Source organism: Pantoea sp. PNT03 (assembly GCF_014852515.1).
Taxonomy (GTDB): domain Bacteria; phylum Pseudomonadota; class Gammaproteobacteria; order Enterobacterales; family Enterobacteriaceae; genus Pantoea; species Pantoea leporis.
Map to the genome: position 1 here is coordinate 428807 of NZ_JACVBT010000002.1, position 25300 is coordinate 454106.

The window sequence follows — 25300 nt, forward strand, 5'->3', positions numbered from 1 at the left end:
CCCCGAAAATATCTGACGTCTTTTACTAATAAGCTTATTTCAGAACCGCACAGGCCTGCGCAATTCTGCGGCCCGCTTCACGCACCGTTTCAATGTCGGTGGCAATCGACAAACGGAAATAAGGTGATAATCCGTACGCGCTGCCCGCCACGCCAGAGACACCGCTTTCCAGCAGATAATTCATCACATCCTGCTCGCTTTCGATCTTCTGACCATCGGGACGCGTTTTACCTAATAAACCGGCGCAGCGACAGAAAATAAAGAACGCGCCATCAGGATTAAGCACGTCAATTTCCTGCACCGGCTTTAACAGCGCCATAATCGCATCGCGGCGATCCTGATAAGACTTGCGTTGCGGCGGCAGGAAGTCGAGTCCACCGTTATACGCCGCCACCGCCGCAGCCTGGCTGATCGCGCTGGCACCGGAGCTGTTTTGCGACTGCACCACCACCATCGCGTCGATCAACGCTTTAGGCCCGGCACCGAAACCGATGCGCCAGCCGGTCATGGCATAGGTTTTCGACACGCCGCCCACCAGCAGAATACGGTCGGCTAAATCCGGCGCAACGTGCAGCAGGCTAATATGTTCACGACCATCAAACAGAATATGCTCGTAGAGTTCATCCAGCATGATCAGCACATCAGGATGATCGCGCAGCACCGTCGCCAGCGCGGTCAGCTCATCTGCGCTGTACACCATGCCAGAAGGATTGCCGGGATTGTTCAGCACCAGCCAGCGGGTTTTAGCAGTGATCGCCTGCGCCAGCTGCTGCGGCTGCAACTTGTATTCCTGCTCCAGCGGACACGCCAGCAGCACCGCCTCACCGCCGTTAAAACGCACGCTATCCGGGAACGTCGGCCAATAAGGCACAGGCACAATCACCTCATCGCCTTCATTCAGCGTGGCGGCAAAGGCGTTGAAGATAATCTGCTTGGCACCGTTGGCGATGCAAATTTGCGCCAGCTCATAATCGAGCTGATTTTCATTTTTCAGCTTAGCAAGCACCGCTTTACGCAGCGGCGTGGTGCCATTGGTCGGCGTGTAGCGCGTCTCACCGGCTTCCATTGCCGCCACCGCCGCCTGGCGAATATGCGCGGGCGTATCAAAATCTGGCTCACCGGTGGTGAGATCGAGAATATCCACGCCCTGCTCTTTCAGCTGGCGCGTCAGTTGACGCGCCGCCGCATTGGCAGAGAGCGACACGGACTGCACACGCTTTGATAAGGTGACCATGTTGAGCTCCTGAATGGGTTAGACCACCGGCAAGCCGAGGTTTTCACGCAGCGTGGCGAACTCGTAATCGTCACGGAACAGGCCGCGACGGCGCAGTTCAGGGATCACCAGCTCAACAAACAGATCCAGCTGCTCGGACATGATCGCCGGCATAATATTGAAACCATCCGCGCCGCCCTCGTTCATCCACAGCTCGAAATCGTCAGCGATATCTTCGGCGGTACCGACAATCACGCGATGTCCGCGTGAACCAGCAGCCACCGCCGCCAGCTCGCGCAGCGTCAGATTTTCGCGTTTCGCCATATCGGTCATCAGTTTAACGCGGCTCTGGTTGCCCTCGCCAAGAGGCACTTCTGGCACCGGACCATCCAGCGGGAACTGGCTGAGATCCATGCTGAAACGCAGCGACAGCTGACGCAGACCGTTTTCGATGTCCACCAGCGTGTTGAGCTCTTTCCACAGTGCTTTGGCCTCTTCACGCGTGCGGCCCACAATCGGCATCACGCCCGGCATAATCACCACATGATCCGGATTACGACCAGCGGCAATGACCTGATCTTTCTGCGAACGGTAGAAAGTTTGTGCTTCTTCGAGGCTGGCAGCCGCGGTGAAGATCACTTCCGCGGTTTCCGCCGCCAGTTTCTGACCATCGGCGGAGGAACCGGCTTCGATGATCACTGGACGACCCTGCGGCGAACGGGTGATATTCAGCGGACCCTGCACCTGGAAGTGCTCGCCTTCATGGTTAATCGGCTGGATTTTTTCATCAACAAAGTACGCACCGGTCTCTTTGTTCGGCTGCACCGCGCCCTCTTCCCAACCGGCCCACAGCTTGTCAGCCACTTCGAGGAATTCGCGCGCACGCGCATAACGCTCGGCATGGTTTGGCATATCGTTGCGGCTAAAGTTACGCGCTACATCGGTAGAGAACGAGGTCACCACGTTCCATGCCGCGCGACCACGGCTGATGTGATCCAGCGAAGAGAAGCTGCGCGCCATGGTGAACGGATCGCTAAAGGTGGTAGACGCCGTTGCCGCCAGACCGATGCGTTTGGTATTCACCGCCAGCGCCGACAGCATGGTCAGCGGCTCAAGGCGCGCCATGGTCGAGGGCAGACGATACATGCTGGTGGCCAGCGCATCGCCTACGAAGAACAGATCGAATTTACCGGCTTCGGCTTTTTTGGCGATGGTGATCAGCCAGTCGATGTCAGTTGGATCGCCGAGCTTTTCCGTCAGACGCCAGCCGCTGACGTGTTGTCCTACTGGCTGCACGAAAAGGCCTAAACGGATGCGGCGTTGTTGTTTTGAGTTAGCCATTAATTTGTCCTGGTCAATAAAAAGTGGTGCGATTTAAAACGTGTTCTCGGTCGCCAGCAGCGCCTGTTCCAGCGCATCGGCAGAGATGCGGAATGGCAGACGTTCGGCGCTGGCCGCCGGGAATTTAATCTGTTCTGCGATGGTGCGAATCGTCGCCGCGCGGTCACCGGTTAACGGCGCTAAGGTCAGCGGCATGTCGTACGCACGCAGCAGCGTCAGCAGATCGGCATCCGGCACGCCGTCATGCTCAATCAGCGATTGCACCAGCAGGCTGTAACCCACTTTTTCACCGTGCAGCCATTGATGCAGTTCCGGCTGATGCGTCAGACGATTGTGAATGGCGTGAGCAAAACCTGGCGTCGGCAGCACATCGCGCACGCTGTTGGCTAATCCGGCCAACACGATATTGGCATCGATGATTTTCACCAGCTCCGGCGTGACCTGCTGTTGCTGGTTAGCGGCTACCGCCGCCGGGCCCAGCTCGCGATAAAGATCCAGCGCGCGTTTGGCGGTCATCACTTTGAGATCCAGCGCCAGATCGTTGGGATTGTTACGCTGATACGGATAGAACTCATAATATTTTGCCAGCGCATCAACGATGCCGGCCTTCAGGTAACGCACGTCGCTGCGCGCGATAATCTCGCTATCGACCAGTACCAAATCCGGCATTTTGCCCAGCGGCTGGCTGCGCACATGGCCGCCCTGCTCGTTGTAAACAATCGCCACCGGCGACCAGGCAGCGCAAGTCGCGGCAACCGTGGCGAAGTTGATCACCTTGAGATCGGGCAGCTGGCTACCCACCGCTTTTGCCGCATCCAGCACGCGCCCGCCGCCGATCGCAAACAGCAGTTCAGCGCCCTGCCGCTCGACATTGTGCTTCAGGGTTTCAATCGCGGCATCGGTGCATTCACCGGTCAGATACTCTATTTCCCAGCGAATATCATTGGCTTCAATGCTCTGGATTAATTCCGGATTAACGGCCTGCCAGGCGCGGGGGGAAGTAAAGACGCGAATATGGGAAGCGTAAGGTTTGATAAATTCACCGGCGCGCGCACGCAAACCGGATTCATGTGCATATGCACGCGGAGATTTGATCGCTAACACGGCGTCACCCTGATTAAGAATAAGGCTATAACGGATTAAATTAAGATAATTCAGAGGGTTAATACAGAATAGTTATAGCGCTATGTATTTTCTGCATACTACGGTAAATAACGATTTAAGCAATGCAAAAGGGGCGATTTCATTTTCACAAATTCGCATTAGCTTAGTTATTTTTCACATATAGCGGGGAATGGCTTTGCTGGTAATCTGAACCCTTATAACAGACGAGCACCTTGCGTAGCGGCGCAATTTATTGCGCGATGAATCGCGCCGCTATGGAAGGTGCCTGCTTTTTGATTCTCCGCCTGATGGCGGTTTTTTCCCCGGGGATGTCTATGTCACTTGAATTTCGTCAGGTTAGAGAAGACGAGGTGGAAACCTATCAGGCGCTGATGCATGCCGCGTATGCACCCACGCTGGCGCTCGGCATTAAATTTGATGCCGCCACCGCCGACCTTGCCAAGACACTGCGTCATCTGCAGAGCCACGGTGTTTATGCGCTGTATGCCGATGATGTGATGGTCTCATCCGTTACCGTACGCTATCCGTGGGGACCGCTGCCCGGCCCGTTTGGCCTGCCGCATATCGGCTGGTTTGGCGCGCATCCCGATTATCCCGGCCAGCAATTTGGTCGTCAGGTGCAGGATCGTCTCGAGCAGGAGATCTTGCTGGGCCAGTTACGCGCGCCTGCGGTGTCGCTCGGCACCGCCACCAACCATCCGTGGCTGATCGAGATGTACAAAAAGCGCGGTTTCCAGCTGATGCACACCACCGATCTTGGCAAAGGCCACATCACGCAATATATGAAGAAAGTACTGGATGAAAGCGCCCACGATGCGTGGTTAACACGCCAGGCGGCACAACAAGGAGTAAAAGCATGAGCCAATCTCTCGACATCTTAGGCGAACAGCTGATCGCTTTCCGCCATGAACTGCACCGTTTTCCCGAGCTCTCCAATCAAGAGTTTGAAACCACCGCACGAATTCGTCAGCAATTAGAGCAACACCAGATTCGCGTGCTGGATCTCCCGCTCAAAACCGGTTTAGTGGCGGAAATTGGGGCGGAAAGTGGCCCATTGATGGTGTTACGCTCCGATATTGACGCGCTGCCGATTGAAGAGCAATCAGATGTGAGCTTCCGATCTGAACGTCCCGGCGTGATGCACGCCTGCGGCCACGACTTTCACAGTTCGGCGGCGCTGGGGGCAGCGATTCTGCTCAAACAGCAGGAAGATACCCTGCCAGGTCGCGTGCGTATTCTGTTTCAGGCTGCTGAAGAGACCGGCCAGGGCGCGCCCGATGTGATCGCGACCGGCGCGCTGGATGACGCGGTGGCAATCTTCGGCATCCACAACGATCCGTCGCTGCCGCCAGGCGTGATTGGCAGCAAAGCCGGTCCGCTCACCGCAGCGGTCGATCGCTTTGATATCAGCATCACCGGCATGGGTAGCCACGCCGCCAAACCGCATCAGGGTAACGATCCGATTGTGATTGCCGCGCAAATTGTCTCGGCCGCACAAACGTTGATTAGCCGCAATGCCCCATCCGGCGATAACGCGGTGGTCTCGATTACCCAGATTCACAGCGGCAGCACCTGGAACGTGATTCCTGATAGCGCCTGGCTGGAAGGCACGGTGCGCTCCTTCTCGCAGGAAACGCGCGAACGTCTGGAGCAGCGCTTCCGTGAAATCGTGCAAGGTATCGGCGCCGCTTTCGCCGCCGAGGTGAAATTCAACTGGCACGCGGGTCCGCCATCCGTAGTGAATGATGCGCATTGGGCGGATTTTGCCTTGCAGCAGGCCAGCTCCAGCGGCTTTGAGGCGCGCGTGGTGGAAGCCAGCCCAATCGGCGAAGACTTCGCGTTCTATCAGCAACAGCTGCCGGGCGCGTTTATGATGATTGGCACCGGCGAGCCTTACGCGCTGCACCATCCGGCGTTTCGCATCAATGATGATGTGCTGCTGCCGACGTCGCGCTATCTCGCCAATCTGGCGGTCGCAGCGCTGAAGAGCGTGAGCTGATGAGCCTCACTGCCGCGCTGGCTGAGCGCATTGTTCACAGCCAACCGGACGCCGCCGCACGTAATGCGGCGCGCGAAGGGGTGCGTGATTTCCTCGCCGTCAGCTGGCCGGTACTGCAAGGTCAGGTGCCAGACAGCGGATTACCGGCGCTGCGCAGCGTATATGGCGACGGCAGCGCGCGAGCCAACGCCCTGCTGCTCGGATATGCCAGCCACGCGCTGGATTACGATGATTTCCATGCGGATTTTCGCGGGCATCCCAGCGTGGTGATTCTGCCTGCGCTCTTTGCCTGGCAGCAGTTGCAGCCCTCTGAGCTGGATCAGTTTCTTGATGCCTATGCGGTCGGCGTGGAGGTTGCCGGACGTTCAGGCCTCGCCGTCAGCCAGCAGCATTACGCCTTAGGTCATCACAATACCGCGACGCTTGGCACAGTCGCCGCTGCCGCCGCGCTGGCGCGTTTGCTGGCGTTGGATGTGGCTGCCACCGCAACGCTGCTCGGCATCGCCACCACGCAGGCCAGCGGCTTACGCGCGCAGTTTGGTTCGGCGGTAAAGCCGCTGCATGCCGGGTTTGCAGCTGAACGCGCGGTGAGCGCCGCACAGCTGACGCTGGCAGGCTTTGATAGCAAGCAGGACGGCGTGATTGACGCTTTCATCTCCGCCACCAGCAATGGCCAGGCGCAGCCGGAAAAACTGATTGAGCATTGGGCGCAGCCGTGGCGCATCGTCGCGCCTGGGTTGGAATTTAAACCCTTCCCCACCTGCGCCGGTACGCACAGCGCCGCCGAAGCCACGCGCATCTTGCGCAATCAATGGCTGGCGAGCGGTAAATCACTGGAAAGTTTGCTGGAAAACATCAGCGAAATTAGCGTGGCGTTTCCGCCGGGCGGTGATATTGCGGCATCGGTGCGCGTGCCAACCAATGGCATCGAAGCGCGTTTCAGTCTGGAATATGTGATCGCCGCGATGCTGATGTATGGCGATTTGCGTTTGCAGGATTTTGCCGAAGGCGAGTTGAATCAAGAGGTGATGCCGCTGGCAGCAAAGGTGCGTCGTATGCCAGATGAAGGTGCGCCACCGGATGCGATTAACCCGGCGCTGCGTTTTCATCTGGTGACGATTACGCTAGGCGATGGCTTGCAGTTGCAGCATCACCGCACACGTCAGCAATCGCTGGCCGATGCGGTGGATGTCGCAGGCAAGCTGCGCGCGGCACTGCAGCAGGAGTCCCCGCTACGTCAGCAACAACTGCTGAACAGCAGCGAGTTGGCTAACAGCGCGCATCTGGCGCAGTTAACCCAACTGCTCGCTTAAAGCGTTTCAACCGGCTCCAGCGCATCCTGAATGGCATCGGCCAGATTTGCAATCTCATTGGCAACCGCCTGCAAATCCCACGATGCCTTAGATCCGCTGGCAGAGGTTGAGGCGCTAACTGACTCTTTTGCCACCGCTAATGCCGCCGCAACCGCAACGGTGCGTTTATGCTGCTCAACCGTGACGCCAATCGGTGGCTGTGTGAAATAGTCGTTGACCATCGTATCTCTCCCTTAAGTGTTAAAAAAATAAATGAATCCTGGAGAGGTATTATGGGGGAATTACAGCAGAGTGCACTCTAAATAGTGAGCCGCCAGCGGCGGCTCGACTGATTTTCAGATTTTAGGTTGCTGATCTTCAGGGAATTCAGTATCGCGGGGTAAATCATCATCTTCGTCAGGTAATGTTTCATCATCACCTGGCAGTGGAATTACATCATCATCTGGACGTTCTGACATACGTACCTCCGTAAACCCGAATTGGGTTAATTAAAGTGTAGTAATGAAATAAATTAAACATCGCCCTTCTTTTCATTATGTGAGTTAAGCGTAAGAAATCGCGCAACAATAATATCTTCATTTCTTTGCACCGCTTCACTTAAATAAGCAAAACTCACGCTGGGCTTATTTTCTTTTCAGCTCAGCCATTTGCGCTAAGCCAAAGCGTGGTTATAATTTGAATTAGGTTCAACAGTCGATTTCCCTGGTTGCCTTAAATGGCGCCCCTATAACACGATTAACTTCTTTTATTTATTGCTATTTCCTGAATGTTATTCCGGGGGAACATCATGTCGCCATTTTCCAGCTTTTGGCAAGCCGGTTATGAGGGAGCGGATCATATCAATCCCTTCGGCGAGCGGCTTTCAATGAATGCGTTGACCGACCATTTATCGCAATACCATAACGATTACGCCGCGCTGCAGCAGTTTGGCATTACCTCCGCCCGCGAAAGTATTGGCTGGCGACTGGCGGAAATGGAACCGCAAACCACGCTCGAAAGTTTAAAAAAACGCATGAATTCGGCGCGCTCCTTTGGCGTGCAAATTAACTGGACCTTTTGCCATTACGGCTGGCCGGATGACTTAACCTTATTTTCCAGCGAATTTGTGCCGCGCTTCGCCGCTTTTTGTCAGCGCATGGCGGGCTTCCTCGCGGAATATTATGAAGACGCCCCCATTTATTCGCCGATGAATGAAATCTCGTTTATGGCGTGGGGAATTTCTGTCGGCCTGTTTGGTAATAATGCCCATACCGATCCCGATGAGATTAAACGTCAATTGATTCGCGCCACGCTGGCGGGTTGCGCCGCCATTCGCCTTGCAGATCCGCGTGCGCGTTTCCTGCACTGCGACCCGATTATTCACGTGGTGCCGGATGAAGACAGCGATGCGTGTCGGCAGCGCACCCGCGATATCAACGCTTCGCAATATCAGGCGTGGGACATGATCGCCGGTTTGCGCGAGCCGGAACTCGGCGGCAAACCGCACTATCTCGATGTGGTTGGCGCCAATTATTACCACGGCAATCAGTGGCTCACCGGGTCCGGCTGCCGGCTGGAGTGGCATCTGGGCGATGCGCGCCGCGTGCCGCTGCATCCGCTGCTGGCGCAGTTAACTAAGCGTTATCAGCGGCCCATTTTGCTGGCGGAAACCAGCCACGTCGGCAGCGGACGCGCCGCCTGGATCGCCCAAGTGACCGCCGATGTCGCGCAGGCACAGCTCAATGGCTGTGATATCCGCGGCATCTGTCTTTATCCGATTATCGATCGCCCACTTTGGGAAGATCTCGAACACTGGCCACGCAGCGGATTGTGGGATGTCGATCCCCACAAAAAGCGTCTACTGAACCCAGTTTATGCCGCGTCATTACAGCAATCACAACGATTATTAGCCCGTTTTCAGGGTCTTATCACCGCGGCCAGCAGGCCAGAGGAAAGCGTCATGAAACAATCCGTATTAGTGGTATTCAGTCATTTACGTTGGGGATTTGTCTTTCAACGTCCACAGCATCTATTGTCGCGCCTCGCCCAGTTCCACCGCATTGTGTTTATCGAAGAGCCGATTTATCAGCCCGGTGAAGCCGCGTTACGCCAATATCAGCCAGCACCCAATGTGACGGTGATCGAACCGCATACCGATGTGGCCGCGCCCGGCTTCCACGATAGCCAAATCGCCGTGCTGCAACCGCTGCTGGCTGAACTGCTTGCTGACGATGAAACGCCGCTGGTGTGGTTTTATACGCCGATGGCGCTGCCGCTGCTGGCCTGCTTTACACCGAGCGCGATTATCTATGACTGCATGGATGAGCTCTCCGCCTTTAATCAGGCGCCGCGTCAGCTTCAGCAGCGTGAATCGGCGCTGTTGAGCCGCGCCGATTTGGTGTTCACCGGCGGCACCAGCCTGTATGAAGCGAAGAAACATCGCCATCCGCAGGTTTTCTGCTGCCCAAGCAGCGTCGATGCGGGACATTTCGAACAGGCGCTGGACCGCACTAACAGTCATCCGCTGCAGGAAAACCTGCCAAAACCGCGCCTCGGCTATTACGGCGTAATTGATGAACGCCTCGATTTGACGCTGATTGCCGCGCTGGCCGATGCGCATCCCGACTGGCAGATCGTGATGGTCGGTCCGGTGGTGAAAATTGATGCCGCCAGCCTGCCCCAGCGCAGCAATCTGCACTGGTTCGGCCAGCAACCGTACGCCGCCTTGCCGCACTTTCTCGCCGGCTGGGATCTTTGCCTGATGCCGTTCGCGCTCAATGCTTCGACGCGCTTTATCAGTCCTACCAAAGTTCTGGAGTACATGGCAGCGCAGCTGCCGATTGTCAGCACCGCGATTGCCGATGTGGCGCGACACTATGCCGACGTGGTGAGCATCGCCGACTCGCATCAGAGCTTTGTTCAGGCCTGTGAAGCGGCGCTCAGCATGCCGGTGGAAACCCGCTATCAGCTAGCGAAAAACATGGCGACACGCGTTGCGGAAACCTCGTGGGATCGCACTGTCGATGAGATGCAGGCGCATATCGTGGCGCTGACCCAACGTCAGATTTCCCATCCCGAAATAGCCGCCGCCCCTCCGCCCGCGCTGGCGCACAATACCGTTGCGTGCTTGATTTTGGGGGCCGGGCCAACGGGGTTGAGCGCCGGTTATCACTACGGCGCGGGCGCAGTGGTGCTGGAGAAAAATGCCACCGTGGGCGGCTGGTGCCGTTCGGTCGAGGATCAGGGATTCACCTTCGATCACGCCGGCCACATTATGTTCTCCAACGATCCTTACGTGTTGCGCCTGTACGATATCCTGCTGGGCGACAATCAGCACTGGCAAACACGTGAAGCCTGGGTTTACAGCCATGATGTTTACACCCGCTATCCGTTCCAGTCGGCGCTGCATGGTTTGCCTGCCGAAGTGATTGGCGAGTGTGTGTTAGGCGCGATTGAAGCGCGCTATGCGTCGCCTCCCGCTTTACAGGCGGTGGCCACCGAGGCGCGGCGTGATTGCTGCGCCGATGGCGCCATCCCGGATGGTGAAAGCCTGGTTTGTCAGCCGGAGAGCGAAGATTTCGAAAGCTTTATTTTCCGTACCTGGGGCAAAGGCATCGCCCGCCATTTCGCCCTGCCGTATAACCAGAAACTGTGGAAAACACCGCTGGTGAATATGGAAACCTCATGGCTCGGCGGACGCGTGCCGCTGCCCGATTTGGAGCAGATCATCTCCGGTGCGCTGGCGCCGCTGGATAAGCCGGTCGGCCCCAATGCGCGCTTTGGCTATCCGCTGCGCGGCGGTTTTCAGGCGCTGATGGAAGGATTTCTACCACATCTGAACTGCACGCTGGAAATGGAAGCGGGCGTCAGCGAGATCCAGCCGCTGCAACGGCGCGTGCTGTTAAGTGACGGTCGACAATTCCATTATGACCAGATGATCAGCACCTTGCCGCTGCCAGAACTGGTGCGATTGATGGGCAGCTTTGCACCAGAAGCGGTGCAGAAAGCGGCGAAGCAACTGCGTCATATCTCGGTGCGCTGCGTCAATCTGGGCATTGGCCGCGCCAATATCAGCGACAAACACTGGATTTACTATCCCGGCAACACGCTGTTCCACCGCATCTTTTTACAGGGCAACGCCAGCCCGCACTGCAATCCAGAAGGCGGTTTTGGCCTGACCTGCGAAATGACCTATCGCGACGATCAGCCGCTTCCTTGCGAAGGCGATGCGTTGATTGAACGCTGCATTGCAGATTGTATTCGGGTCGGCATCATCAATGCCGATGATGAGATCGTTACCGCCAGCGAAGTGGATATGCCGTACGCTTATGTGGTGTACGACCATCAACGCACCGCCAACGTCACGCTGATTCGTAGCTGGCTGGCGACGCAAGGCATCCATCTTTCCGGGCGCTACAGCGAATGGGAATATTACAACTCGGACCACGCGTTCCTTGCCGGTAAACGTGCAGCGGAAACGGTGAAAGATTTGACCCATAACCGGAAAACCACTGCGTGAGATGAAAAAGCTAGTCAGTTAGGGTGAACGGGGCGGCATTCATGAATGGCGTCCCTACGATTGTCATCGTGATTTTCGTAGGGTGCGCATTCAGCTTTTTAACGCGGATCAATCAAATCCACTACCATCGACAGGATTTCATCCATGACGTGCGATTCAACTTTCGCGGCGAAACTTGCCTTCCGCGCGGTCAGGTCAAGAGAACAAAGTTGGTAGCACAACGCTACGCCAGTTACGCTGCCGGTATCCGTGCTGCTGCCATCCAGATACATCGCAACAGCCCTCGAGCGTGATGCGCCGCCACCGCTGGTTACCGGAATGCAAACCGCTGTCCCTAAAGCAGCGACGAGTTCCCGCCGTGAAATCACCAGATAATAATGCGGCCCTTTAAACTCCCTGCCTTCAACGGGATCACCGTTGACGTGCCAGATTTCACCTAACTGCGGAACTCTGCGCGATATCATCAGATAGCCTCCTTGCCCTGCGGTTTATCCTGCAAATCGTCGCTGACGGCATCATTAAACTGGCGAATCTCTTCCTGATCAATGCCAGCTAACAGTTGGTCCATCGTTTTCCTGCCGCGTGCGAGCCGGTTAACAGGTTTGATGTTGATTGACTCGTCAGTTGCAGTGACATCTAGCTCAATCCCCACATGCCAACCCGCTTTGGTCGCGATGTCACTGGGAATCGTTAGCACAACGGCTCCGCCTTGCTGACGCAGTTTGGTTAAAGCCATACATCCTCCAAAGTGTAACTTTGTCACACTGAGTCTATCACTCGGTGAGACAAAGTCACACTTTGATTTATTGAGATGCGTCTGCTTTTAGGCAGGCGGAATAAACGCCTGAACCGGCGTCACTTCGCCGCGATATTTCCGCACCTGCACCACGGTGATTTGTCCACTGCAACCTTGTGCCAATGAAGACGTGCCGATATCCAGCGTCAACACATTGGGATTACCGTGACGGCACAGCGGACGCAGCGCGGTAGGATCGACCGGATCATACCAGGCGCCGGTCGGCAACTGCACCACGCCGCGCATGATGGTTTCGGTGAGACGCGCACTGGCGAGCACGTGGCCGCGCGCGTTGTAGAGCTCGATAATATCGCCATCATTAATGTCTGACGCCGCCGCATCCGCCGGATGCAAACTGCACACTTCGCGGCCATGGCGTTTGCCGCTCAGGCTGTAATCACCAAAATCGAGCTGGCTGTGCAAACGCGTCGCCGGCTGATTGGCGATCAACCAAAACGGATGATCGGGATTCGGTTTTTGCTGCGGTTCACGCCACACCGGATGTCCCGGACAGTTTTCGTAGTTAAAGCTGGCGATGGTGGCAGAGAAAATTTCAATTTTCCCGCTCGGCGTCGGCAGCGGCGACGCTTCCGGGTCGGCGCGAAACGCGTTGATCATACGGCCGCCGTCTTTCAGCTGCGGCAACTCCAGCACGCCTTGTTGCCAAAACTTCTCGAAGTCGGGGATCTCAACCTGATGCGCCGCCAGCTTTTGCTGCAGCTGGGCGTAATGATGCTGCAACCAGCCGCGCGTATCGCGCCCTTCGGTGAAGGCCTCTTCGCGGCCTAAACGGCGCGCCAGCTCGGTGAAAATCGCGTAATCATCTTTGGCTTCACCGAACGGTTGCGCCACCGGTTGCATGGCAAACAAGTGGCGATCGGTGGGTGCGCCGCCAATGTCTTCGCGCTCCAGCGTCATGGTGGCGGGCAAAACGATATCGGCATGGCGCGCGCTGGCGGTCCAGGCGATCTCATGCACGATCAGCGTATCCAGCTGACAAAAAGCCTGACGCAAGCGCGCGAGATCCTGATGATGATGGAACGGATTGCCGCCGGCCCAATATGCCAGACGGATGTGCGGATAGGTTAAACGGCGGCCATTGTAATCAAACGGCTTGCCGGGATTGAGCAGCATATCGGAGATACGCGCCACCGGAATCAGACGATCGATACCGTTTTTACCCTGCGGTAGCGCCGGAAAACTCACCAGATTGTGATGCTTACCGTAATGGCCCAGCGCACCCAGCGCATAGGTGTAGCCGCCGCCCGGCAAGCCCGGCTGACCAAGTGCGGCCGCCAGCACCAATCCCAGCCACACCGGCTGTTCGCCGTTTTCGGCGCGCTGCAAGGCATGCGCCACCGTCACCAGCACGCGTTTGCCGTGCAGCTGGCGAGCAAAATCGCTGATGAACGCAGCACTCACGCCGCAAATTTCTGCTGCCCACGCCGCATCGCGCGGCGTGCCATCCTCTTCGCCACGAATGTAGGCCGCCATTTCTGGCCAGCCCACGGTGTAGCGCGCGAGGAAAGCCTCATCGGTCAGCTGTTCAGCGATCAATACCGATAACACGCCGAGGATGAAGGCCGCGTCAGTGCCCGGACGCAGCGCCAGCCATTCGCCCTGCGCTTCTTCAGGGAGATCGCTTTGCAGCGGGCTGACCGAGACAAAACGCGTGCCGCGCTCAGCCGCCTGCTGCATAAAGCCGCGCTCGGTGTGTTCGCTTAAACCGCCGCTGGCGACCTGCGAGTTTTTCAGCGCCAAACCGCCAAATGCCAACACGATGTCGCTGTGCTGGGCGATCTCTTCCCAACTGACGCCGCGACGGGCAATTTCATTCATGTCGCCGACGATATGCGGCAGCAACACCGACGCGGAGCCGGAACTGTAGCTGTTGACTGAACGCACGTAGCCGCCGAGCGTGGTGTTGAGGAAGCGATGCACCTGACTTTGTGCGTGATGGAAGCGGCCAGCGCTTGACCAGCCGTAAGAGCCGCCGAAGATGCCTTGCGGGCCGTACTTATCGCCGACGCGTTGCAGTTCGCGCGTGACCAGCGCGTAAGCCTCATCCCAGCTCACCGCCACATATTCATCATTGCCACGACGATCGTCCGCGCCCGGGCCGTTCTCCAGCCAGCCACGGCGCACCATCGGACGGGATACGCGCGCCGGATGGTTTAACGCAGTGTGGAAATTTTGCAGCAGCGGGCTGGGATCGGGATCGCCCTTGAACGGTTCGATGGTGAGCCGATCGCCCTGTTGCTGGGCATGAAAAGCGCCCCAATGGGCGCTGTGCATTACCGGTTTTTGCGTCATCACTGTTCCTGGCATCAAAAAAGAAAAACGGTGCCTAAAGCACCGTTGCAATAAAGTTTCTTACGCGCCCGTTTTCCGGGTCGTCGAGCACTTGCTGGGTTGGCCCCGCCGCCACGATTTTGCCGCTTTCCATAAACACAATGTTGTCAGCAACCTCGCGCGCAAAACCAATTTCATGCGTCACCACCACCATGGTGATGCCGGAGTGCGCCAGCTGTTTGATCACCTGCAGCACTTCGCCAACCAGTTCGGGATCGAGCGCTGAAGTGGGTTCATCAAACAGCATTACGCCGGGATCCATCGCCAGCGCGCGGGCAATCGCCACACGCTGCTGCTGTCCTCCGGAGAGATTCTGCGGCCACTCATCTTCGCGGCCAGACAAACCCACTTGCTTCAGCAGCGACAGCGCTTTGCTGGTCGCCTGCTGACGACTCTGCTTCTTGACGCGCATCGGCGCATCGACGATGTTTTGCAACACGGTACGGTGCGGGAACAGGTTGAATTGCTGGAACACCATGCCGATTTCGGCACGCTGACGTGCAACTTCACCGCTGCTCAACTCGTACAGCGCCTGGCCTTTCTGCTTATAGCCGATGATCTCGCCGCCGATGCGAATGGTGCCGCCATCCAGTTTTTCCAGGTGGTTTATGCAGCGCAGCAGCGTAGATTTCCCCGAACCCGACGGCCCAAGGATCACCGTGACTGAACCGGCCGGAATATCCAGATTCACTTCATCCAGAATGGTGACGCCAGAGAAGCGCTTAGTGACTTTACGTAAGGCGATCGCTTCACCCATTGCTGACGCTCCTTTCTGCTTTTGGCGCTGAGAAGCCCGGCAGCGATTTCAACAGGCTGCGTTTTTCCCGGCGCGAAACGCCACGGCCAAAATAGCGTTCCACATAGAACTGACCCACCGACAGCACCGAAGTCATCAGCAGATACCACAAGGTAGCCACCAGCAGCAGCGGAATCACTTCATAGGTGCGCTGGTAAATAATCTGCGCCGAGAACAGCACGTCCTGCAGCGAGATCACTGAGACCACCGCCGTGGTTTTCAGCTGACCAATGATTTCGTTGCCGGCGGGCGGCATGATGGCGCGCATCGCCTGCGGCAGCACGGTGTGACGGAAAATCTGCGAAGGGCGATAGCCGAGCGCACGCGCGGCTTCCAGCTGGCCGTTGCCGACGCTTTGGATACCCGCACGCACAATTTCGGCGGCATAGGCAGATTGGTGCATCACCAGCGCGATCACTGCCGCGCTGAATGGGCTCACCAGCGCGTTCGATTGCGTGCTCCAGACTTCGCCGAGGCCCGGAATCGATAGGGCGATGGTGGGATAAAGCGCCGCGATGTTGTACCACAGGAACAGTTGCACCAACATCGGTACACCACGGAAGAACCAGGTGTAGAACCAGCTCACGCCCACCAGCACCGGATTGGAGGAGAGGCGCATCAGCGCCAGCACCGTACCGAAGGCAAAACCCAGCACCACAGAGATCGCGGTAAGCTGCAGCGTCATTAATACGCCTTGCAGGATCGATTCGCCGGTAAAGTTCTCCGCAATCACGCTCCATTCGAAGCGTGGATTGTTAATCATCGAGTTCGCAATCGCCACCACGCACAACAACACGACCAGCGCACTCAGCCAGCGTCCGTAGTAACGTTTGCCGACGATTTTCAAGTCGCCGGTGTGGTCGTGAATGTCACTCATTGAAAGATTTCCTGATTGCGTTTGGCTTGTTTAACAGCACCAAAGCCGATGCCCCAGTTGTCGAGGATCTTGTTATAGCTGCCATCTTTGATCAGCGAGTTAAGCGCGGCCTGTACGGCGGGCTCCAGCGCGGAATCTTTCGGGAAAGCGACGGAGACTGGCGCATCGTGTACGGTGATTTCGCCGCTCATGGTCAGCGGTTTAATCACTTTCACCTGCCACAGCAAACCTTCATACGGGCCGAGGAACATTGGCACGCGACCGCTTACCACCGCCTGCACGCCAGCTGGACGATCCGGGAAGACGGAGACTTTGATTGGCTTTTTACCTGCCGCTTCACAGGCTTTGCTGGCGTCTTCAAGGCGCGTAACCTGGGTGGTGCCGGAACCGGCGCCCACTTCTTTACCACAGACATCGGCCAGTTCTTTGAATGGCGCGATGTTGGCATCTTTGCGCGAGATAATGCCGAGGCGGCTGGCATCGTAATAACCCACGAAGTCGATGATTTTGGCACGCGCTGGCGTGGCGTTGATATTGGAGAGCGCCACATCGTAACGACCGGTTTTCAGGCCTGGAATGATGTTGTCGAAACCACCGGTGTCGCGCCACTGAACCTGGATTCCCAAACGCTCGCCCACGGCATTCATGATATCGATTTCACGGCCGGCCAGCGTTTTGTTGTCTTCTTTATAGAAGGTGGTTGGCGGCGTGTTGGGGTTGGTTCCGGCAACAATGTAGCCACGTTTCACCACATCCGCAGGCAGCAGGCTTTTCAGCGCAGGATCGGCCTGCACGTGGATTGAGCTGTCAGTTGGGACGTTTTCATCGGCGGCGAACGCGGTGTGTGCACTCAGCGCGAGCGCAAGAAGAGTCATGCCTTTGGCGAATTTCACTGGAACCTTTCTCCTGATTTATAAAAAGTTTCCCCACAGGGAAAAGGCGTTGAGGTAGCGATGGTTTTGTCTCCTGACTCACCTCGCGCGAACGGCGTGCGGTGAGTGGAATTGTCATCCTCATATACCCTAAATAATTCCAGCTGCAACAAGGCGGCAAGTGTGTGAATCTCCGGGAGCTTACTTAAGTAAGTGACTGGGGTGAACACGCGGAGCCAACGCAGTTGCGGCTGAAATTATGACGGGTATTTACGTCCCGATTAGCATTCTCTGGAAGATAGATAACAATCACAAATGCGAAAAAAACATATCTATTGCCGAAATATGGCAATAGCCGCAAGCACGGTTGCAAGGCGGGATTTCCGCCCCAGATTTGGCACGTAAGACTCAGCAGAATTCAGAATATGCTAGTGAATCAATAGCCTGCTTATCCAGTATTTATCGACACATTTCTTCTTACTCATAACGGTTTCTTCTAAGCAAATGAGAAATTCCCCTCCTCGCAACTTACACCCCGCAACCGAACAACCTTTGTAAAGGTTTGTATTATCAGGCCTGTTGCCGGCTGGCTGAATAGACAATGAGAACCGTTATCATTATCATGCGCATTTACTTACAATTGTTAACGTTACAGGGAGAAAACTTAAGTGAATGTAACCATGCGTGGCAAAAAGCGTCCAATTGCGCTTTTTTTAGCGGGAATGCTAACGTCGCCTGCCTTTGCAGCTGAAACCACCGAAAAGCTGGCTGACGATGAATCAATGATCGTCACCGCCGAGCAGGAGCTGAAACAGCAACCGGGCGTGTCCACCATCACCGCTGAAGACATCAAAAAAAATCCCCCTGTTAACGATCTCTCCGACATCATTCGCAAAATGCCCGGCGTAAACCTTACCGGTAACGGCGCCAGCGGCAGCCGCGGCAATAACCGGCAAATCGATATCCGTGGCATGGGCCCGGAAAACACCCTGGTGATGATCGATGGCGTGCCGGTTTCCTCTCGTAACTCGGTGCGCTACAGCTGGCGCGGCGAGCGTGATTCACGCGGCGATACCAACTGGGTGCCAGCTGAAATGGTTGAGCGCATTGAAGTGATTCGAGGCCCGGCCGCTGCTCGATACGGTTCTGGCGCGGCGGGCGGCGTGGTGAACATCATTACCAAGCGTCCCACCAACGACTGGCACGGCTCGCTGTCGCTCTATACCAGCCAGCCGGAAAATAGCAAAGAAGGCGATACCCGACGCGCTAACTTCAATCTCAGCGGCCCGCTGGCCGGTGATGCGTTGACCATGCGCCTGTACGGCAACCTCAACCGCACCGATGCCGATGCGTTCGATATCAACACCGCAGAAAACGGTTCATACGCGGCGGGCCGTGAAGGCGTGCGCAACAAAGACATCAATACCGTGCTGTCGTGGAAAATCACGCCGCTGCAAATCATCGACTTCTCCTGGGGCTACAGCCGTCAGGGCAATATTTATGCCGGTGACACGCAGAACAGCAACAGCAACGCCAGCACCGACGGTTTAGTGGAGTCGCTGTACGGTGATGAAACTAACCGCATGTATCGCCAAAGCTACGGCATCGCGCACAACGGTATCTGGGATTGGGGAACCTCGAAGCTCAATTTCAACTACGAGAAAACCAATAACACCCGCCTGCAGGAAGGCACTGCCGGGCGTACTGAAGGAATGATCAACAGCGATACGTACGCCACCAGCCGCCTGGAAAGCTATCGCGCGGGCGGAGAGATCAACTTCCCGCTGCAGCTGCTGGTCGATCAAACCGTGACGCTGGGCGCGGAGTGGAACCGCGACGAGCTGAACGATCCAGCATCAATGCTTGCGGCCAGCGCGAGCGGCGTGAATTTGCCTGGCAGTTCTGGCGATCCATCGCAGCGCAGCAGTAAGAACAGCGCCACCATCAGTTCACTGTTCTTCGAAGACAACATTGCCGCTACCGATAGTACCGAAGTGATTCCTGGCCTGCGCTTTGATTATCACGATCAGTTTGGCGCCAACTGGAGCCCAAGCCTGAACCTCTCGCAAGGTCTGGGCGACTATTTCACCCTGAAGGCCGGTGTTGCACGGGTGTTTAAAGCGCCAAACCTGTATCAGTCAACGCCGGGTTATCTGCTCTCCACGCGTGGCAACGGCTGCCCGATTGGGCTCAGCCAATGTTATCTGCTGGGGAACAACGATCTTGATGCAGAAACCAGCGTCAACAAAGAGATTGGACTGGAGTTCAGCAACCAGGGCTACGTCGCGGGCATCACCTGGTTCCGCAATGACTACAAGAACAAGATTGTGTCGGGCACCGAGCCGGTTTATTCCAGCACTCGCCCGGTTTACAACGTGCTGCGCTGGGAAAACGGCGGCAAAGCGATTGTGGAAGGACTGGAAGGAAATCTGACTATTCCTTTGATCGCTGATACGCTGGAATGGCGCTCCAACGCCACCTACATGTTCCGCTCCGAGAGCAAGAAAACCGGCAATCCGCTGTCGGTGATCCCGGAATTCACCATCAACTCGCAGCTGGAGTGGCAGGCGACGCAGGATCTCAGCGCCAACATCAACTGGACGCAGTATGGCCGCCAGAAACCGCGTCAAAATGTTGAGACCAATATCGATACCTCGAGCATGACGACGCAGGAAATCAGCCCGTATTCGGTGTTTGGTTTGAACGTCAATTACGACATCAGCAAAAACCTGCGCGCCAATGCCGGTATCAATAACCTGTTTGATAAACGCATTTACCGCGAAAATTCGGGTGCTTCGACCTATAACGAACCGGGCCGCGCCTATTATGCCGGTGTGACGATGTCGTTTTGATTGAGCGGTTTTTAGTCGCCAGACATGGCGACCTGACGTTTAATTAAAAACTCACCCAACGCCTCTGCCAGCGCCTGCGGTTGCTCATCCGGAATGAAGTGACCGCAGTGCGCGATCTTAATTCCCGTCACATCCGCAGCGAATTCACGCAATGGTAAGGCCATATCCGGAATCGAACCCTGATCGGCGCTGATCGCCAGTAACGGCAACGCTAATTTGCCGCGTTTTTTCAGCAACGCACGGTTTTGCGCCGCCGAAACCGTCACTTCACGATAAGTCGCCATTCCGGCGCGTATCGCGCCCTTCTGCTGTAACAAACGGGTATATTCCGCCATGTCCTCATCGCCAAACACCATCGGACTGGCCGCTTTGCGTTTCAGGAACCATTCGAGATAGATCGCTTCGCGCCCTTCTATCAGCGCCTCTGGCAAATCCGGTAAGAGATGAAACGCGAAGTGCCAGGTTTTCCACGCTTTATCCGGCGTGGCGGGCAGCGATTCTGGCAACGTCACGCCAGGAATACCGGCATCAAGCAGCGCCAATTTCTTCACCTGATCGCTAAACAGCGTGGCATACGGCCAGGCAACCCACGCGCCGACGTCGTGCGCGGCGAGGTAATAGCTTTCATGACCCAATTGCTGCATCAAGCCCTGTACATTCTGCGCCAGCGATGTGGTGTCGTAGCCGCTGAGCGGTTTATCCGAGTCGCCCTGACCGGGTAAATCCGGCGCGATAATGAAATAGCGATCGCCCAGCAGCGCCATCACCTGGCGCCAGGCGAACCAGCTTTGTGGAAATCCCGCCAGCAGCAGCAACGTTTCTCCATTTGCATTGCCGCCGCTGACGTAGTGCAAACGCACGCCGTCTACCGTGGCGTAATGATGGGAAAATCCGTCTAACGCGTTGAATGGTTGCGTCCAGCCCTGTGCGTGTTTGATAACTGATGCTGACATTTTCGCTCTCCGCATATTTAGGAAATGATCTATTCCTAAATACTACCTGATGATTGCGCTGCCTGGGAATATTTCTGCAAAGCGGTAATCAGTCGCAGTTAATAGCGGCCCGACGGAGCGGGTTATTTGCTATTCTGTGCGCGACTCCTTCTTAACAATTGTGAAACTTATGCGAACATCGGATTTGTTGCGGCTGCTGCTTTTAGCCGGTATTTGGGGTGCCAGTTTTCTTTTTATGCGCATTGCGGTACCGGCGCTGGGCGCGGTGAACACCGCGTTTTTACGCGTGTTTTGCGGCATGTTGGGTTTACTGATCATCATGGCGATGATGCGCATTCCACGCCGCTTTGAGGGCAAATTAGGTTGGGCGATGCTGCTGGGCGTTATCAACTCAGCGATTCCGTTCCTGATGTATTGTCTGGCGGCGCGCGTGCTACCGGCGGGCTATTCCGCAATTCTTAACGCCACCACACCGTTGATGGGCGTAATCATTGGTGCGGCGTTTTTCGATGAAAAACTGACGATCACCAAAGTTCTCGGCATGATAGCCGGATTCAGCGGCATCATTGTCATCAGCACCACCGGCGAAGCGCATCTGAGCAGCACTTTAATCGGAGGGATTTTGGCTTGCCTGGTCGCCACCGCCTGTTATGGATTTGCCGGTTTCCTGACCAAGCGCTGGATTGGTGCACGCGGCGGACTGGATGCCACCAAAGTGGCTTTTGGCAGCCAATTGGGTGCATCGCTGTTTTTACTGCCAGTCTTTGCCTTTAGTGCACCGCAAACGCCCGCCAGCAGCTGGCAAATCCCGGAAGTATGGGCTTCTATTTTGGCGATTGGGTTTATCTGTACCGCGCTGGCCTACATTATTTATTTCCGCCTGCTGGCCGATATTGGCCCACTGCGCACGCTGACCGTCACCTTTATGATTCCGCCGTTTGGGATTTTATGGGGCTGGTTAGTGTTGGGCGAGCAGATCAATCAGGGCTTTATCGGCGGTTCGCTGCTGATTGTCTGCGCGGTGTGGCTGGTAACCAGCAACGGCTTAGGCAAACGCGCCGCTGTAAACAGCAGCGCCAGCAAATAGCGTTACTTTTTGCCGGATGGCTTCAGCGATCGATTGAGATCCTGAATACGCTTCATGGTTTTTACCGTACGCGATGAGGTCGCGGAAGCCACCGACAATATCAACATCTCCAGACACACCAACACCGTTCCGTGCAGCGGCATGCGACCATTCTCGCCACCGCGCGGCACGTTAATAATGACATCCGCCTGTTTAGCGAAAGCCGAATCAAGCGCATTAGTAAGCAAAATCACCGGCATGCCGAGACGCTTCGCCTCTTTCAGCGCGGTCATGCCTTCACGGTGCGCCGACTTCTGCGCCATCATAATCAGCACATCGCCGCGTTGCAGCCCAATCAGCTGTTCCGCCAGCGCAATCCCAGAGCGATTGAGCGTTACCGCCGGAATACCAATGCGCGTGAACAGACGCGCGCTGTAATCCGCCAAAATCCCGGAGGCATTAATGCCAAATAGCGCCACCTGACGCCCGTCAATCAAGTGCGTTACCGCTTTGGCGACGGCTTCACGATTGTGCGGTTCGGACAGCGCATCGCAGGCATGTTTATGGCCGCTCAACACAAAATCGATGCCGGAATTGATATCGCACGACAGTTCGCTGACGGTGGCGCTCATCTTCTCTTCAGAGTTCATCGCCGGTCCAAACCAGGCGTTTAACGTGGTTTTTAAATCGCGCAAACCGGCAAAACCTAATGCCTGCACCGCGCGCACCACCGTCGCATCCGAGGTGTTAGTGGCCCTGGCAATTTCCAGCGCCGTGGCATCCAACACCACCTCGCGATGGTCGTGGATGTAACGCGCCACCGCTTGCAGACCGGATGATAATGTCGGTGCGCGCAACCGATAGCGTTCACCCAGCACATCCACACGACTTTTAATGCTATTTCGACTCATCTGCTGATTGCTCTTTAAAGAGTGAGAGTTTTACTGAAGGTTTGTAGTGAATTACCCACTTACTACTTAGAATTAAGATGTAAGCCAATGAATTTATAATAATAAAAATGTAACGACTTCGTAATCATTTCCATTTACTACTACATTACAACATGGTTGAATGATTCTCAATTGCATTGCACCAGGTTAATAAAGAATGAATAACAACAAGCCGTCGGCTTTTAAATCTCAACGCCATCCCGCCATTCTGGCTGCGATTTACGGCGTCAGCATTTGGGGTTCTACCAGCAGTTTTGCCGCCGAGGAGAGCAACACGCTCACCGTTTCGGCGCAGGAAGATAACGCACAAGGTTACAATGTCACTAATAGCGCGATCGGCGGTAAAACCTCTACGCCGCGCATTAACCAGGCGCAGTCGGTCAGCGTGGTTACGCAGCAGCAGCTGGAGGATTATCAGGCGTCGAGTCTTGCCGACGCGATGCGTTTTGTCAGCGGCGTTACGGAAGGCAACACGCTGGCCGGCACCGAAGATGGCTTCGTGCGTCGCGGCTTTGGCAGCAACTCGGATGGTTCGATCTATCGCGATGGCGTGCGCAGCAGCCAGGGTTTGAACTTTGATGCCACCACTGAGCGCGTTGAAGTGTTGAAAGGCTCCGCATCGCTGCTGTACGGCATCCAGAATCCGGGTGGCGTAATCAATGTGATAAGCAAAAAGCCGCAGTATGAGTGGCACAGCAAAGTCAGCGGCCGAACCTCCAGTGAAGGCGGTGGCGCGGGCACGGTGGATGTCACCGGACCGCTTGGCAACGGCTTCGCCTTCCGCCTGATTGCGGAAAAACAGAATCAGGATTACTGGCGCAATTTCGGCAGCGAAAAGCACACGCTGATCGCGCCCTCGCTGCAGTGGTTTGGTGAGCAAGCCAGCTTCCTGATTAGCTATTCAGATTATCAGTACGACATTCCTTACGATCGCGGCACCGCATTCATCAACGGTAAGCCGCTGGATATGGGCTACAAAGATCGTCTGGATGACAAAGCTAACCATGCATGGGGTCACAACAAAACCCTCAACGCCCATTATGACTGGCAATTTAATGATGACTGGAGCACGCGCGTCACGCTCGGCTGGAACCAGCGTCAATACGATAATAATGAAGTGCGCGTCACGGCGGTCAATGCTAACACTGGCGTGGTGACGCGTCGTGCCGATGCCAATCGCGGTTTTAACCATAAAACCAAATACGTTTCGTGGGACGTGATCGGCTCACAGCAAGTGTTAGGGATGACGCACGATCTGGTGCTGGGCACCGATTACGAGATGATCCAAACCTATCGCGCGCATCAGTATCAGGGCAAAGCCAACACCGGTTTCAACTTCACCGATCCGCAGTACGATATTCTTTCGCCTGTTACCAACAGCAGCACCGTAAACAGCGCCAACGCCAATAACCTCAACCGCACGCACAGCCGTTCAATCTATGCCAAAGACAGCATCAGCCTGACGGAAAACTGGATTGCAGTGCTGGGCGGACGCTATCAGCATTACGAGCAACGCGCCTCGAAAGGTTTTGATCCGGTGGTGCAAACGCTGGACAGCGAAGGCAACAAATTCCTGCCGCAGGCCGGTTTGATCTACAAAGTGACGCCGGACGTTTCGCTCTACACCAGCGTGAGTAAATCCTTCACACCATCGACCGATGTTGATGATGATGGCAACGTCGGTAAACCGGAACAGGGCACCACATGGGAAGTCGGCAGCAAGTGGCAGATTTCACCGAAGCTGTTTGCCAGCGTCGCGCTGTATCGCATCAACGAGCGCGATATGTCGCTAAGCATTAACGGCACCACGCGCGCCATCAATAAAGCGCGCTCCAGCGGCGCGGAATTTGAGTTAAATGGCGAAGTGCTGCCGGGCTGGGATCTCAGCGCCAACTACAGCTACGACAAAGCCGAGATCGTGGATGACGGTGTTAACGCGGCTAATAACGGCAATCGCCTGCAGAATGCGCCGCGCCACGCAGGCGCGCTCTATCTGAGCCATAATCTGGCGATCTCCGGCATTCCGGGCGATTTCCGCGTAGGCGGCGGTGCGCGCTATGTGGGAACGCGCGCCGGCGATCCGGAAAACAGCTTTACCCTGCCCGATTATGTGGTGGCGGACAGCTTTGTCGCCTGGAACAATCAGCTGTTTGGCGAGAAAACCCAGCTGAAGCTCAATCTGAATAACCTGTTCAACAAACATTATTACACCTCCAGCGGCGGCAATCTGCGCGTGCGTGAAGGAGAAACCCGCAACCTGATGCTCGAGGCCAGCGTTGAATTCTGATTCGATATTT

The 25300-nt window shown here is 56.0% G+C and carries 20 protein-coding genes; 7 read left to right on the forward strand and 13 right to left on the reverse strand.

The genetic code is table 11. The features are described from left to right. Positions 1-34: 34 nt before the first annotated feature. The 3 genes from IB226_RS10100 to IB226_RS10110 are packed head-to-tail and all read right to left on the reverse strand — an operon-like array spanning position 35 to position 3658. On the reverse strand, positions 35-1234 hold the full coding sequence (locus IB226_RS10100) for an aminotransferase class I/II-fold pyridoxal phosphate-dependent enzyme (RefSeq protein ID WP_192235083.1): 1200 nt from the start codon (positions 1232-1234) through the stop codon (positions 35-37). An 18-nt stretch (positions 1235-1252) separates the two neighbouring features. Beyond that, complete coding sequence (locus IB226_RS10105; protein WP_101761353.1) at positions 1253-2554, reverse strand: LLM class flavin-dependent oxidoreductase; 1302 nt, start codon at positions 2552-2554, stop codon at positions 1253-1255. 33 nt (positions 2555-2587) lie between these two features. Beyond that, positions 2588-3658, reverse strand: a complete 1071-nt coding sequence (locus IB226_RS10110; RefSeq protein WP_192235085.1) for an iron-containing alcohol dehydrogenase family protein — start codon at positions 3656-3658, stop codon at positions 2588-2590. A 335-nt stretch (positions 3659-3993) separates the two neighbouring features. Between IB226_RS10110 and IB226_RS10115 the strand changes: the two genes are divergently transcribed. From IB226_RS10115 to IB226_RS10125, 3 genes are read left to right on the forward strand one after another with little or no spacing between them, the layout of a single operon-like run. Then, the gene (locus IB226_RS10115) at positions 3994-4539 is read left to right on the forward strand and encodes a GNAT family N-acetyltransferase (RefSeq protein ID WP_192235087.1); all 546 of its coding nucleotides are present in this window, start codon (positions 3994-3996) and stop codon (positions 4537-4539) included. After that, entirely contained in the window at positions 4536-5678 is a 1143-nt protein-coding gene (locus tag IB226_RS10120) for an amidohydrolase (RefSeq protein ID WP_192235090.1), read from the forward strand. The genes IB226_RS10115 and IB226_RS10120 overlap by 4 nt, the downstream gene beginning before the upstream one ends. After that, on the forward strand, positions 5678-6991 hold the full coding sequence (locus IB226_RS10125; protein ID WP_192235092.1) for an MmgE/PrpD family protein: 1314 nt from the start codon (positions 5678-5680) through the stop codon (positions 6989-6991). Before IB226_RS10120 ends, IB226_RS10125 begins: the two co-directional genes overlap by 1 nt. On the opposite strand, the gene IB226_RS10130 is transcribed toward IB226_RS10125, so the two are convergent. Beyond that, positions 6988-7212, reverse strand: coding sequence for a hypothetical protein (locus tag IB226_RS10130; RefSeq protein ID WP_007890034.1), 225 nt, complete (start codon positions 7210-7212; stop codon positions 6988-6990). The two genes, IB226_RS10125 and IB226_RS10130, sit on opposite strands and share 4 nt — an antisense overlap. Before the next feature lie 114 nt (positions 7213-7326). After that, on the reverse strand, positions 7327-7449 hold the full coding sequence (locus tag IB226_RS23335; protein WP_255421536.1) for a hypothetical protein: 123 nt from the start codon (positions 7447-7449) through the stop codon (positions 7327-7329). 329 nt (positions 7450-7778) lie between these two features. On the opposite strand from IB226_RS23335, the gene IB226_RS10135 reads away from it, so the two are divergent. After that, on the forward strand, positions 7779-11489 hold the full coding sequence (locus IB226_RS10135; protein WP_192235094.1) for an FAD-dependent oxidoreductase: 3711 nt from the start codon (positions 7779-7781) through the stop codon (positions 11487-11489). A 98-nt stretch (positions 11490-11587) separates the two neighbouring features. On the opposite strand, the gene IB226_RS10140 is transcribed toward IB226_RS10135, so the two are convergent. The 6 genes from IB226_RS10140 to IB226_RS10165 all read right to left on the reverse strand — a co-directional run bounded on the left by IB226_RS10140 (position 11588) and on the right by IB226_RS10165 (position 17203). Beyond that, entirely contained in the window at positions 11588-11953 is a 366-nt protein-coding gene (locus IB226_RS10140) for a type II toxin-antitoxin system PemK/MazF family toxin (RefSeq protein WP_192235096.1), read from the reverse strand. Further along, on the reverse strand, positions 11953-12225 hold the full coding sequence (locus IB226_RS10145) for an antitoxin (protein ID WP_192235098.1): 273 nt from the start codon (positions 12223-12225) through the stop codon (positions 11953-11955). Before IB226_RS10145 ends, IB226_RS10140 begins: the two co-directional genes overlap by 1 nt. A gap of 87 nt (positions 12226-12312) precedes the next feature. Then, a complete protein-coding gene (locus IB226_RS10150; RefSeq protein ID WP_192235100.1) occupies positions 12313-14598 on the reverse strand; it encodes a molybdopterin-dependent oxidoreductase in 2286 nt (761 codons plus the stop codon). A 34-nt stretch (positions 14599-14632) separates the two neighbouring features. Then, positions 14633-15394, reverse strand: a complete 762-nt coding sequence (locus IB226_RS10155; protein WP_101761347.1) for an amino acid ABC transporter ATP-binding protein — start codon at positions 15392-15394, stop codon at positions 14633-14635. Next, the gene (locus tag IB226_RS10160) at positions 15387-16310 is read right to left on the reverse strand and encodes an amino acid ABC transporter permease (protein ID WP_192235102.1); all 924 of its coding nucleotides are present in this window, start codon (positions 16308-16310) and stop codon (positions 15387-15389) included. The genes IB226_RS10155 and IB226_RS10160 overlap by 8 nt, the downstream gene beginning before the upstream one ends. Next, a complete protein-coding gene (locus IB226_RS10165; RefSeq protein WP_110867191.1) occupies positions 16307-17203 on the reverse strand; it encodes an ABC transporter substrate-binding protein in 897 nt (298 codons plus the stop codon). The genes IB226_RS10160 and IB226_RS10165 overlap by 4 nt, the downstream gene beginning before the upstream one ends. A 659-nt stretch (positions 17204-17862) precedes the next feature. On the opposite strand from IB226_RS10165, the gene IB226_RS10170 reads away from it, so the two are divergent. Next, positions 17863-20034, forward strand: coding sequence for a TonB-dependent siderophore receptor (locus IB226_RS10170; RefSeq protein ID WP_192235607.1), 2172 nt, complete (start codon positions 17863-17865; stop codon positions 20032-20034). A gap of 11 nt (positions 20035-20045) precedes the next feature. On the opposite strand, the gene IB226_RS10175 is transcribed toward IB226_RS10170, so the two are convergent. Then, complete coding sequence (locus IB226_RS10175; RefSeq protein ID WP_192235104.1) at positions 20046-20987, reverse strand: alpha/beta fold hydrolase; 942 nt, start codon at positions 20985-20987, stop codon at positions 20046-20048. Positions 20988-21156: 169 nt separating this feature from the next. Between IB226_RS10175 and IB226_RS10180 the strand changes: the two genes are divergently transcribed. Next, on the forward strand, positions 21157-22074 hold the full coding sequence (locus tag IB226_RS10180) for a DMT family transporter (protein WP_192235106.1): 918 nt from the start codon (positions 21157-21159) through the stop codon (positions 22072-22074). 2 nt (positions 22075-22076) lie between these two features. Here the strand turns inward: IB226_RS10180 and IB226_RS10185 are convergent, their stop codons facing one another. After that, positions 22077-22964: a MurR/RpiR family transcriptional regulator gene (locus tag IB226_RS10185; protein WP_192235108.1), complete on the reverse strand. Its 888-nt coding sequence runs from the start codon at positions 22962-22964 to the stop codon at positions 22077-22079. A 196-nt stretch (positions 22965-23160) separates the two neighbouring features. Between IB226_RS10185 and IB226_RS10190 the strand changes: the two genes are divergently transcribed. Then, positions 23161-25290 (forward strand): TonB-dependent siderophore receptor, encoded by a 2130-nt coding sequence (locus tag IB226_RS10190; RefSeq protein WP_192235110.1) that lies wholly within the window; start codon positions 23161-23163, stop codon positions 25288-25290. The last annotated feature ends 10 nt before the right edge of the window (positions 25291-25300 follow it).